Genomic DNA, 12033 nt, shown 5'->3' with positions numbered 1-12033 from the left:
CCACCCGCCCACCGAGCGCCAGCGCACCGGCGACACCGAACCGCCCGCCCACCGAGCGCCAGCGGACCGGCGCCAAGCAACCGCCCGCCCGCCGAGCGCCGCCGACGCGCCTCCCCTCGGAGGAACCTACGAAGGATCCGCCCCGCTCCCTTCAGAAGCCCGCACAAACCGCTCCCCCCGACGCCCGTTAGGCTGGCCCCGTGAACGTCCTCGTCATCGGCAGCGGCGCCCGCGAACACGCCCTGTGCCGCTCACTGTCCCTCGACCCCGCCGTCACCGCGCTGCACTGCGCCCCCGGCAACGCCGGCATCGCCGAGGTCGCCGAGCTGCACCAGGTCGACGCCCTGGACGGCAAGGCCGTGTCCGAGCTCGCCACCGAGCTCGGCGCCGACCTCGTGGTAGTGGGTCCCGAGGCCCCGCTCGTCGCCGGGGTCGCCGACGCCGTGCGCGCGGCGGGCATCCCGGTCTTCGGTCCCTCCGGGGAGGCCGCTCAGCTGGAGGGCTCCAAGGCGTTCGCCAAGGACGTGATGGCCGCGGCCGGCGTGCCGACCGCCCGGTCCTACGTCTGCACCACGCCCGACGAGGTGGCCGAGGCCCTCGACGCCTTCGGCGCCCCGTACGTCGTCAAGGACGACGGCCTGGCCGCCGGCAAGGGCGTCGTGGTGACCGACGACCTCGAGGCCGCGAAGGCGCACGCGGCGGGATGCGAGCGGGTCGTCATCGAGGAGTTCCTCGACGGCCCGGAGGTCTCCCTCTTCGCGATCACCGACGGCGACACGGTCGTCCCGCTCCAGCCCGCCCAGGACTTCAAGCGCGCGCTCGACGGCGACGAGGGCCCCAACACCGGCGGCATGGGCGCGTACTCCCCGCTGCCCTGGGCCGACCCGGCGCTGGTCGACGAGGTCAGGCGGACCGTGCTCCAGCCGACCGTCGACGAGATGCGGCGCCGCGGCACCCCCTTCTCCGGCCTGCTCTACGCCGGCCTCGCGATCACCAGCCGCGGTGTGCGGGTGATCGAGTTCAACGCCCGGTTCGGCGACCCCGAGACCCAGGTCGTCCTGGCCCGGCTGAAGACCCCGCTCGCCGGCGTCCTCATGGCCGCCGCCACCGGTACCCTCGGCGACCTCGCGCCGCTGCGCTGGAGCGAGGAGGCGGCCGTCACGGTGGTCGTCGCCTCCCACAACTACCCCGGCACCCCGCGCACCGGTGACCCGATCACCGGCCTCGCCGAGGTCGCCGCCGAGGACGCCCCGTACGCCTACGTGCTGCACGCCGGCACGCGGCGCGACGGCGACGCCGTGGTGAGCGCGGGCGGCCGGGTCCTGTCCGTCACCGCCACGGGCGAGGACCTCACCCAGGCCCGCGAGCGGGCGTACCGGTCGGTCGCGCGGATCGGTCTCGACGGCTCCCAGCACCGCACCGACATCGCGGCGAAGGCCGCGGCGGAGGCGGCGGCGAAGGCGTAACAGGCCGGCCAGCAGGCACTTTCGGGCCCCGGTTCCAGCAGGTGAACACCTCTGGAATCCGGGGCCTTTTCGTTGCCCTCCGTCATACACCTTTCCCCAAAGCCATTCCATCGAGTGAGCGCTGCCGTATCCGGCTGACGGGGGCCGGAGGGCCAACTAGGGTGCGGCGCAAGCTCTCCGGCACTTGGCCCATCGGCATTGCGATGTCGGTCGCGGGTGCCACAGTGGGGGAGTGAGCGAAACGCAGCGGGCTGGGCCGGACAGGACAGCCGGGATCGAGGGGAGGGGGTGAGGTCCGGCCGTGACCGGTATGGGAAGGGAAGCGGGCGCGCAGGCCGCCAGGGCCCGGGCGCTGGCCGTACTGCGCATCCGCGGCTGGGCGCTGGCGGTGGCGCTGCTGCCGGCGGCGGCCGCCGCGATCCTGCTGGCCGGTGCCTCCTCCGGGCACCTGGTGGGCCCCGGCTGGGACGTCGCCCGCGGGGTCGTGTCCGCGCTCGCGCTCGTCGTGCTGACCGCCGCCGGTGTCGTCGCCCTGGTCGTCGCGCGGGCCCGCCCCGCCGTCAGCCCCACGGTCGCGATCGCCGAGAGCGCGGCTCCCGACCTGTACCGGCTGGTGCGCGACCTCGCCGAGCGGCTCGACGTCCCCGCGCCGTCGGCCATAGCGCTCACCCCGGACTGCGACAGCTGGCTGGAGGACCGGACCCACCCGGCCCACGGCCCGCCCGCGCCGCGCGACCCGGACGAGATAGCCGGGCCGGGCCGGAACCTTCACCGCCGTACACCGACCGCGCCCGTCCTCGTCATCGGCTCGCCCTTCCTGTGGTGGATGCGGGTGGCCGAGCTGCGGGCCGTCCTCGCCCCGGTCGTCGCCGGCACGGGACCCTCGGCGCACCCCGACATAGCGGCCGCCCGGCGCTTCGTGCGGGGGCTGGACGCCGCGGTGGCCGTCTCCTCGGACCGCGGCGGCCGCTGTCCCGGCGTACGCCTGGTCTGCGCGGGCGTCGGCCGGGTCGCGCGGCTGCTGCTGCGCGGCTGTCAGGTCCACGCGGCGGAGATGGAGCGGGGGGTGGCCGCGGCGGCGGCCGAGCGCGCGCAGACCGTGGACTACGGCCTGCGGATCGTCGCGCAGGAACAGGTGGGGCTGGCGTACGCGGGCTGGGACCGGCTCCTCACCCGGGTGGCGCTGCCCGCCTGGCGGATGGGCCGGTGGCCGTCCCGGTTGGACGCGGGCGTCGTCGCCGCCCTGACCGAACTGTCCCGGCGGGACCGCCTCGCCGAGGGCTTCGCCTCCCGGCTCGGGGAGCGTCCCGCCTGCGACCTGCTGGAGGAGCCCGGCGCGGTCGACGAGGCCGCGTCCCTGCTGGCCGCCCGTCTCTTCCACGGCGGCCCGGCGGAACCCGGTCCGGACTGGTCCCCGGTGGGCTGGCAGGACTATCCGGACGAGGTCGTGGACCGCAAGTGGCGCACCGACGCGGCCCGTCTGCACCGCGTCCTGGACGCCCTGGGCGTCCGCCGCGTCCCCGACCGGCTGACGGGGGCTTCCTCCGACGGCCCCACGCTGGCCCGGGTCCTGGACCACCTGACGGGCGCGGAACACGCGCTCCCCGGCCCGGGGGACACCGCGGCCCCACACCCGACCCCCGCGCCCGCTGTCCCGCCCGGCACCCCCGCGTCCGCCGCCACGCCCGCCACCTCCACGCCCGCCATCGCGCCCGGCACCCCCCTGCCCGCCGCCGCACCCGCCGCCGCGCCCGTCTCCGCGGCCGTCTCCGCGGCCGGCGAGGACGACGAGAGCCTGCCCGCCCCCAACCCCCGCAGCGCAGCCCTCGCCGCCCGCCTCGGCGCCGAGCTGGCCCGGGAGGAGACCGACACCGAGCCGTCCGCGGCCGCCCTGGGACTCCCCGCGCCCGGACCGGGCCCCGACCCGGCCGCCCTCTGGGACGGCGGCACGCTGCCGCTCTTCCCCCTCCAGCCCCCGCGCACCGACCGCGAGCTCCTCACCGACCACGTCACCGCGATGGTCTGCTGCGCCGCGATGGACACGGTGGGGGCCACCCCGGGCCTGGACTGGCTGGACGGCCCGTCCCTGCTGGTCGACGGCGAACGCGTGACCGATCTGGCCCCCCGCGTGCTCAGCCTGGTGGAGGAAGGCGACGCGGCCCCGCTGCGCAGCTGGCTGGTGGAGCTGGGGATACGCCCGGAGAAGCCGGTACGCCTCGGCTGACGCAGCCCGACGCCACCCGGGCGCCACGGCGGCTCCACCCCGCACCGCCCGGGACCACTGACGGAGCGGTACATTCCACTTCCAGCCGATTCCCGCCGAATAGTGACTGTCTGAGCGCGTTATGTGATGTGCTGGGACCGAACGAGCCCATGGCATGGGCACGCGACATAGGACAAACGGACAACCGCGTCAACCATCGGGCAACAGCCACCGACACCGGCACCACGCCGTCACGCGGGCCACCACCCCGCCGCCACGGCGTGCCACCCCGCCACCAAGGCGGACCGCCGCACCACCACCTGCCACGACCACCACCTGCCACGACCACCACGGGGGCCAAAGGGAGGGGAGCACCATGGGACAGGACCACATCCGTCGGTGGGAGTCGGGAGCGCTGGCGCACGCCGTGACGGACCCGTTCGGACAGGGCCCCCTCCCCTGGCTGCGCGGCAGCGAGACCTACTTCGACGACACCGGCCAGGTCGTCCCCTGGTACGTCGACCCGGCCCCCGCCCCGGGCCACGCCCGGGACGCCGCTCCCCGCATCCCGTCCCCCCGCGCCTCCGGCGGCCCGCGCTCCGCCGACGACGTACGCCGCCAGATCAAGGGTTTCGTCTCGACCGGCGCGGTCGCCCCCGGTGACGCCCTCGACTTCCACGTCACCGTCGACCCGCCCCAGGAATTCGCCGTCGACATCTACCGCATCGGCCACTACGACGGCGACGGCGCGGCGAAGATCACCACCAGCCCGCGGCTGTCCGGCATCGTCCAGCCCCCGCCGCTGACCGCCGACCGCACGGTCTCCTGCCACCACTGGTGGCTCTCCTGGCGGCTACAGGTCCCGTCGTACTGGAACATCGGGGCATACGTCGCCGTCCTCACCACCGCCGACGGCCACCGTTCCCACATCCCCTTCACCGTCCGCGACAGCCGCCCCGCCGACCTGCTCCTGCTGCTCCCCGACATCACCTGGCAGGCGTACAACCTCTACCCGGAGGACGGCCGCACCGGCGCCAGCCTCTACCACGCCTGGGACGAGCAGGGCCGCCTGCTGGGCGAGGCGGACGCCGCCACGACCGTCTCCTTCGACCGCCCCTACGCCGGCGCGGGCCTCCCGCTCCACGTCGGCCACGCCTACGACGTCATCCGCTGGGCCGAACGCTACGGCTACGACCTCGCCTACGCCGACGCCCGCGACCTGCACGTCGGCCACATCGACGCCACCCGCTACCGCGGCCTGATCTTCCCGGGCCACGACGAGTACTGGTCGCAGACCATGCGCCGCACCGTGGAACGCGCCCGCGACAGCGGCACCTCGCTGGTCTTCCTCTCCGCCAACACCCTGTACTGGCAGGTGGAGCTGGGCCCGTCCCCGTCGGGTGTCCCCGGCCGCCTGCTCACCTGCCGCAAGCGCAAGGGCCCCGGCCGCTCCGTCCTGTGGCGCGAGATCGACCGGGCCGAGCAGCAGTTGCTCGGCATCCAGTACGCGGGCCGGGTCCCGGAACCCCGCCCGCTGATCGTCCGCAACGCCGGCCACTGGCTGTGGGAGGCGACCGGCACCCACGAGGGCGAGGGGATCCAGGGCCTGGTCGCCGGCGAGGCCGACCGCTACTTCCCCCGCACCCCGCTCCCGGACCACGAGGAGCGCACCCTCCTCGCCCACTCGCCGTACACCGACACGGCGGGCGTCCTGCGCCACCAGGAGACCTCCCTGTACCGGGCCCGCTCGGGCGCCCTGGTCTTCGCCTCCGGCACCTTCGCCTGGTCGCCGGCCCTGGACCGCCCCGGCCATGTGGACCCCCGCGTCCAGCGCGCCACCGCGAACCTCCTGGACCGCATCTGCAAGCGCGACTGAACCCCCGCCCCGACCACCCGACCCTCTGTCCTGATCGATCCCGGTCTAAGGGAGAATCAAGTCATTGGACAGAACCACGGGGAGGAACCGTGTCCGGATTCGTAGAAAAGCCCGAGCCCCTTCAGGTGCCGGGCCTGGTGCACCTCCACACCGGCAAGGTGCGTGAGCTGTACCGCAACGAGGCGGGCGACCTCGTGATGGTCGCCAGCGACCGTACGTCCGCCTTCGACTGGGTGCTGCCGACCGAGATCCCCGACAAGGGCCGCATCCTCACCCAGCTCTCCCTGTGGTGGTTCGACCAGCTGGCCGACCTGGTCCCCAACCACGTCCTCAGCACCGAGCTCCCGGCCGGTGCCCCCGCCGACTGGGCCGGCCGCACCCTGGTCTGCAAGTCGCTGCGGATGGTCCCGGTGGAGTGCGTGGCCCGCGGCTACCTCACCGGCTCGGGCCTCGCCGAGTACAAGGAGTCCCGTACGGTGTGCGGCCTGGCCCTGCCCGAGGGCCTGGTCGACGGCAGCGAACTCCCCGCTCCGATCTTCACCCCGGCCACCAAGGCCGCGGTCGGCGAGCACGACGAGAACGTCTCCTACGAGGAGGTCGCCCGCCAGGTCGGCGCCGACACCGCCGCCCAGCTGCGCCAGGCGACCCTCGCCGTCTACGGCCGGGCCCGCGCCATCGCCCGCGACCGGGGCATCGTCCTCGCCGACACCAAGTTCGAGTTCGGCCACGAGGGAGACACCCTCGTCATCGCCGACGAGGTCCTCACCCCGGACTCCTCCCGCTTCTGGCCGGCCGACCAGTGGCAGCCGGGCCGCGCGCAGCCGTCGTACGACAAGCAGTTCGTGCGCGACTGGCTGACCTCGTCCGCCTCGGGCTGGGACCGGGCGAGCGAGCAGCCGCCGCCGGAGCTGCCCCAGGAGATCGTGGACGCCACGCGCGCGAAGTACGTGGAGGCGTACGAACGCCTCACCGGCACGAGCTGGTCGTAGGGCCGACCAGGGCGTGGCCCCGATCCGGGTCACGCCCTCGCCCCCTCCCCGTCCCGCCCCACGGAGCAGGCGCCGAAGAGCGCGAAGAAGGCGCGAAAGAACGAGGCCGCGAGAAGGTGCGAAGGCGCGAAAAAGCCCCCCGACAGAAGCCGGGGGGCTTTTCTCCGCGAGCGGACGACGAGGCTCGAACTCGCGACCTCAACCTTGGCAAGGTTGCGCTCTACCAACTGAGCTACGTCCGCGTTGCGCCGTGGCGCGAGAGCAACTATACCCAACCCCGCTCGCGTGCGAGCCGCACCGCCGCATGCCGGTTCTCCGCCCCGAGTTTGGAGACGGCCGACGAGAGGTAGTTCCGCACGGTTCCCGGCGACAGCGCGGCCCGCTCGGCGATCTCCGCGACGGGCGCCCCGTCGGCGGCGAGTTCCAGCACCTCGGCCTCGCGCGAGGTCAGCGGCGAGTCCCCGGCGGCGATGGCGTCGGCGGCCAACTCGGGGTCGACGTACCGGTTCCCGGCGTGCACGGTCCGGATGATCTCGGCGAGCCGCTGCGCGCTCACCGTCTTCGGGACGAACCCGCGCACACCCGCCGCGAGCGCCCGCTTCAGATGCCCCGGCCGGCCGTGGCTGGTGACGATCAGCGTCTGGCACGCGGGCAGTTCCGCCCGCAGCGATGTGGCGACCTTCACACCGTCCGCGCCGGGCATCTGGAGGTCCAGGACGGCCACGTCCGGCGCGTGCGCCCGCGCCATGGCCAGCGCCTCCGGGCCGGTGGCCGCCTCGGCGACGATCACCAGGTCGTCCTCCAGCGAGAGCAGCGCGGCCAGCGCGCCCCGGATCAGATGCTCGTCGTCGGCGAGCAGCACCCGCACGGTCACGCGGTGACCTCCCGTACCGCGGCCGTCTCCCGCAGGGGCACCTCGGCCACCACCCGGAACCGCCCGGCGCCGGCGAACCCGGCCTCCAGCGTGCCGCCCACCTCCGCGAGCCGCTCCCGCAGCCCGGCGAGCCCCGACCCACCCCGGCCGCCTCCCACCGCACCCCCCGCGCCCCCGGAGGAATCCGCGCCGCCGCCGACGGACCCCGCTCCACCACGGACCGACTCCGCGCCGCCGCCGACGGACCCCGCTCCACCACGGACCGACTCCGCGCCACCGCCGACGGACCCCGCTCCACCGCCGACGGGCTCCACCCCGTCGTTCTCCACCGTCAGCACCACATGTCCCTCCGTCACCCGCAGTCTCACAGAACACCGTGTGGCGTCCCCGTGCCGCAGCACGTTCGTGGTCGCCTCCCGCACCACCCACCCGAGCGCCGACTGCACCCCGGCGGGCAGCCGGTCGGCCGCCCCGGCCGGGGCCCGCACCTCGCACTCGATCCCGGCGGCCGTCAACACGCCGTGCGCGCCGGTGAGTTCCACGCCCAGATCGGCCTCCCGGTAGCCCCGTACGACGTCGCGCACCTCGCGCTGCGACTCCTGCGCGATCCGCTGCACCTCGATCATCTGCTCGACCGCCTCCGGCCGGTCCCGCCGGGCCAGTTGGACCGCCAGCTCGCTCTTCAGGGCGATGACCGCCAGGTTGCGCCCCAGCACGTCGTGCAGGTCCCGCCCGAACCTCAGCCGTTCCTCCGCGACGGCGAGCCGGGTGCGGGTCTCGCGGGCCTCGTCGAGTTCGTAGACGGCGTTGAGGAGCCAGACGGAGAAGACCGACGTGAAGGCGAGGAAGCCGGAACCGAGGAGCACCGCGAGCGACGTGGCCAGCACCTCCGTCCCGGCGGCGCCGAACGCCGGCGCCAGGGCGGCGGCCCCCGCGCCGAACCCGGCGACCAGGTACAGCACCCGGCTGCGCCGCCGGATGCCGAGCGCGATCGTGCCGGCGCCGAAGACGAGCACCCCCACGAATATCCCGCCGAGTGCGGAGACCGCGTCCGTGTGCTCGTCCCGCCCGTCGGTGACGGCGAGCGCCAGCAGGGCCGGCGCGCCGGTGACGGCGGCCAGCGCGCACATCAGGCGCACCGGCTGCTCGCGGCGCCCGCGTACCCAGTCCAGCGCCCGCAGGGCGGTCACCGTGGCGAGCACCGCGTGGGCGAGCAACAGGACGAACAGCCAGCCGCCCGCCGGTGCGCCGACCCCGCCGAGGACCGGCGGACCGAAGGTCCCGACCTCGATCGCGGGGAAGACGAGGTACGACCACCGCGTGTACGTCTCCACCTTCGCGGGCGTGCTCTTCCGCCGCCACCAGCCCCCCGTCCCGCGCACCGGCACGACCTCCCCCGTTCTCCGCTGTCCTCTGCCGTTCCCCGCCGTTCCCCGCCGTCCCCCCGTGGTTCTCCGCGGTCTCCGCAGCGTCACCGTCGCACCGCTCCGGCCGCCGCCCGCGAGACCACCCCGGAGGACCGAGGCCCCGGCGCGCCCGGTCCCCTCCCGGTGCCCCGGACCCCCGGCCCTGCCGTCCTGCCGTCTGGCCGTCCGGCCCTCCAGCCGTCAGCCCAGACGGATGGCCGCCCATACGGATGGCCGTCCATACGGATGGCCGGTCGGCCGCTCAGCGCCGCGGCTCCCACCGGAACCACCGCCGTACAGCAAACACCGCCACCACCGTCCAGGCCAGCGCGGTGGCCAGGGCGGCCAGCGTTCCGGACGCCGAGAGGTCGCCGGTCCAGCCGCCGCGGACGAGGGTGACGACCGGGCTCAGCGGCAGCAGTCCGCACCCGGAGGCGACCCGGTCGGGCAGCAGTTCGAGCGGTATGGTCACCCCGGAGGCGACCATCGACACCAGCACGAACGGCATCGTCGTGACCTGCGCGCTCTCCACGGTCCGGGTCAGACCCGCCGTGACCGCCGCCAGCGCCGCGCACATCACAACCCCCACTAGCACCCCCAGCACCGCCAGATGGGGGGGCTCGGGGGCGGGCACGTCGAGGAAGGCCGTACAGGCCGCGGCCAGCACCAGGCACTGCACGAGCCCGGTGGCGAGCACCGGCAGCGCGGAACCCGCGAGCACCTCCGCATCCCGCAGTTCCCCGGTGCGCAGCCGCTTCAGCACGAGTTCCTCGCGCCGGGCGGTGTAGATCCCGGTCAGTGCCCCGTACACGCCGAACAGCAGCGAGAACCCGATCGAGGCGGGCAGCAGCACCAGCCCGACGGTGAGGCCGGCCTCGCCGACGTCCATCTCGTCGACCACCGACCGCAGGCTGAACGGCAGTGCGAGCGGCAGCAGTACGGCGGTCACGAGGGTGGCCCGGCTCCGCCCGAGCAGCACCAGCTCGGCCCGCGCGAGGGCGGCCATCCGGCGCACCGGCGTGGTCCCCGCACCCCTGCCCGCGCCCACCGCGCTGCTCCTGGATCCCCTCGTCACCGGACCCCCGTCGGCCGTGGCGCCGCTCATGCCGCGACCTCCCCGTCCTCGGCCCCGGCGGCGCGTGCGATGCCGAGGAACGCCTCCTCCAGCGACGCGGACCGCACGTCCAGCTCCCGCAGTTCGACGCCGGTCCGCTCGGCCCACACCAGCAGCCCGGTGGCCGCCCGCTGCACCTGACGGGTCCGCAGCCGCACGAGGCGTCCGTCCGTCTCGTGGCCGCACACCCCCAGTTCGGCCAGCGGCGGCAGATCGCCGGCGAAGTACCCCTCGGGCAGGCGGAAGGAGATCCGGGACGGCTGTGCGGCGGTCACCTCGGCGGGCGTCCCGGCGGCCGCGACGCGCCCGGCGTGCAGGATGGCCAGCCGGTCGGCGAGTCCTTCCGCCTCCTCCAGGTAGTGCGTGGTCAGCAGCACCGTCGTCCCGGCGTCGCGCAGGGTTCTGACCAGGTCCCAGGTGTCCTGGCGTCCCTCGGCGTCCAGGCCGGTCGTCGGTTCGTCGAGGAACAGCACCTCCGGTTCCCCGAGCAGCGCCAGCGCCAGGTCGAGCCGCCGCCGTTCGCCCCCGGAGAGCTGTTTGACCCGTACCCGGGCCTTGCCGGGCAGTCCGACCAGGGCGAGCGCCTCCGCGACCGGGCGGGCCCCGCTCACGCACCCGGCCCACATCCGCGCGGTCTCCGCCACGGTCAGCTCGGAGGGGAAGCCGCCCTCCTGGAGCATCACCCCCGTCCGTGGCCGTACGGCGGCGCGCTCGGCGTGCGGGTCGTGGCCGAGGACCCTGACCCGCCCGCCGTCGGGCCGTTCGAGCCCTTCCAGCAGTTCGACCGTCGACGTCTTCCCGGCGCCGTTGGTGCCCAGCAGCGCGAAGATCTCTCCCCGGTCGACGTGGAAGGAGATCCCGCGCACCGCCTCGAACCGGCCCCCGTACACCCGACGGAGGTCGGTGACCTCGATCACATGCTCTGCCCCGCCCCCGGTTTCCCCGGCCGGCCCGGCTGTCCTGGCTGCTTCCCCGATGTCCATGACGTCAGCGTCGCGGCCGTCGGGCGCGGGCGGCAGTGCGCGACGTCATCACTCCGCATGACAAATGTCAGAAGGCGCGGAGGAAAAAAGAGACGGAGGAGGAGCCGGTGGCACACGAAAAGACCCCGGTCCAGAGGACCGGGGTCTCATTCCCGAGCGGACGACGAGGCTCGAACTCGCGACCTCAACCTTGGCAAGGTTGCGCTCTACCAACTGAGCTACGTCCGCATTGCCTCCGATCGGCTCTCACCGACCGGCGCGAGCACCAGCCTACCTGATCCACCGAGGTGGTCGGGACGGCGATGCAGAGCGGGTGACAGGAATCGCACACTGCGCCTTCCCCCTGGAAGGGGGATGTTCTGCTACTGAACTACACCCGCATGGCCTCCGTGAGCTGGGCTTTTCGGCCCTGCCCGGCGGCGTGCTCCAGACATTAGCCGACCATGTGGGGGGTAGCGCAAGTCGGTTGTCCCCGGGGGCCGCTGACGGGCCCCGGGAACCTGCCGGGGAACGGCTCACTGCGCCTCGGCGAACGCCTCGTAGACCTTCTTGGGGATCCGGCCGCGGGCGGGTACGTCCATCTTGTTCGCCTGGGCCCAGGCGCGGACGGCCGCCGGGTCGGGGGCGACCTCCGTCTGCTGGTACGCCCTGCCGGACCTGGACCGCTTGCGGCCGGCCTCCACGTACGGCGCGAGCGCCTTACGCAGTTTCTCGGCATTGGTTTCATTCAGGTCGATCTCGTACGACTTGCCGTCGAGTCCGAAGGCGATCGTTTCCGCCGCTTCCGAGCCGTCGATGTCGTCAAAGAGAGTGACCACGACCTTCTGCGCCACGAATATCGGTCCCTTCGTGTGGCACGGCATACAGCTCATCTGCGATGGCGTGCCGAGTATCGGCTATTGCCAATTCATTTGTACAGTGCCGGCAATGCATTGGGAAGCCCGACTAAATCTCCCCGCGTGTCCGGGCGCAATACCCCTCGTCCGCCAATCCAGGATCTTTCCCTGAACTTTTCGCCGGAGTGGGCTCCCGAGACCTGATCGTGATGACCCTCACGTAGATTCCTACAACTCTACTCGCGTAGAAATTTTGTGCGGGTAGTCTGAAGACACCTGTTGGAGA

General features: G+C 73.8%; 9 protein-coding genes and 3 tRNA genes. 4 read left to right on the top strand and 8 right to left on the bottom strand.

The genetic code is table 11. The annotated features are described in order from the left end of the window. Positions 1-200 precede the first annotated feature (200 nt). The 4 genes from purD (at position 201) to ACZ3KJ_RS05595 (ending at position 6534) form a co-directional block, all read left to right on the top strand. Complete coding sequence (gene purD / locus ACZ3KJ_RS05610; RefSeq protein ID WP_467524886.1) at positions 201-1466, top strand: phosphoribosylamine--glycine ligase; 1266 nt, start codon at positions 201-203, stop codon at positions 1464-1466. 310 nt (positions 1467-1776) lie between these two features. Beyond that, entirely contained in the window at positions 1777-3690 is a 1914-nt protein-coding gene (locus ACZ3KJ_RS05605; RefSeq protein ID WP_467525737.1) for a M48 family metalloprotease, read from the top strand. 355 nt (positions 3691-4045) lie between these two features. Beyond that, complete coding sequence (locus ACZ3KJ_RS05600; RefSeq protein WP_467524884.1) at positions 4046-5545, top strand: N,N-dimethylformamidase beta subunit family domain-containing protein; 1500 nt, start codon at positions 4046-4048, stop codon at positions 5543-5545. Positions 5546-5634: 89 nt separating this feature from the next. Further along, positions 5635-6534: a phosphoribosylaminoimidazolesuccinocarboxamide synthase gene (locus tag ACZ3KJ_RS05595; RefSeq protein ID WP_467524883.1), complete on the top strand. Its 900-nt coding sequence runs from the start codon at positions 5635-5637 to the stop codon at positions 6532-6534. A 169-nt stretch (positions 6535-6703) separates the two neighbouring features. On the opposite strand, the gene ACZ3KJ_RS05590 is transcribed toward ACZ3KJ_RS05595, so the two are convergent. From ACZ3KJ_RS05590 to ACZ3KJ_RS05555, 8 genes are all read right to left on the bottom strand, one after another. After that, positions 6704-6776, bottom strand: a tRNA-Gly gene (locus tag ACZ3KJ_RS05590). A 23-nt stretch (positions 6777-6799) separates the two neighbouring features. Then, complete coding sequence (locus tag ACZ3KJ_RS05585; protein WP_467524882.1) at positions 6800-7408, bottom strand: response regulator; 609 nt, start codon at positions 7406-7408, stop codon at positions 6800-6802. Further along, positions 7405-8790 carry a sensor histidine kinase gene (locus ACZ3KJ_RS05580; RefSeq protein ID WP_467524881.1) on the bottom strand — a complete coding sequence of 462 codons (1386 nt, stop codon included), beginning with the start codon at positions 8788-8790 and terminating at the stop codon, positions 7405-7407. Before ACZ3KJ_RS05580 ends, ACZ3KJ_RS05585 begins: the two co-directional genes overlap by 4 nt. 286 nt (positions 8791-9076) lie before the next feature. Further along, positions 9077-9820 carry an ABC transporter permease gene (locus ACZ3KJ_RS05575; RefSeq protein ID WP_467525735.1) on the bottom strand — a complete coding sequence of 248 codons (744 nt, stop codon included), beginning with the start codon at positions 9818-9820 and terminating at the stop codon, positions 9077-9079. Between the two features lie 95 nt (positions 9821-9915). After that, the gene (locus tag ACZ3KJ_RS05570) at positions 9916-10911 is read right to left on the bottom strand and encodes an ABC transporter ATP-binding protein (protein WP_467524879.1); all 996 of its coding nucleotides are present in this window, start codon (positions 10909-10911) and stop codon (positions 9916-9918) included. 155 nt (positions 10912-11066) lie between these two features. Further along, a tRNA-Gly gene (locus ACZ3KJ_RS05565) sits at positions 11067-11139 on the bottom strand. Between the two features lie 80 nt (positions 11140-11219). Next, positions 11220-11291, bottom strand: a tRNA-Gly gene (locus ACZ3KJ_RS05560). Between the two features lie 135 nt (positions 11292-11426). Beyond that, the gene (locus ACZ3KJ_RS05555) at positions 11427-11744 is read right to left on the bottom strand and encodes a histone-like nucleoid-structuring protein Lsr2 (RefSeq protein WP_385071463.1); all 318 of its coding nucleotides are present in this window, start codon (positions 11742-11744) and stop codon (positions 11427-11429) included. Positions 11745-12033 lie beyond the last annotated feature (289 nt).

This window comes from Streptomyces sp. NPDC003248 (assembly GCF_055563235.1).
Note: the sequence above shows the minus strand (reverse complement) of the source record. Positions and strands in the feature narration are given on the sequence as shown.

Excerpts from the sequence above, each read along its gene's own strand:
- ACZ3KJ_RS05600 (WP_467524884.1), top strand. The coding sequence starts at position 4,046 with ATGGGACAGGACCACATCCGTCGGTGGGAGTCGGGAGCGCTGGCGCAC.
- ACZ3KJ_RS05575 (WP_467525735.1), bottom strand. The coding sequence starts at position 9,820 with ATGGCCGCCCTCGCGCGGGCCGAGCTGGTGCTGCTCGGGCGGAGCCGG.
- ACZ3KJ_RS05605 (WP_467525737.1), top strand. The coding sequence starts at position 1,777 with ATGGGAAGGGAAGCGGGCGCGCAGGCCGCCAGGGCCCGGGCGCTGGCC.
- ACZ3KJ_RS05570 (WP_467524879.1), bottom strand. The coding sequence starts at position 10,911 with ATGGACATCGGGGAAGCAGCCAGGACAGCCGGGCCGGCCGGGGAAACC.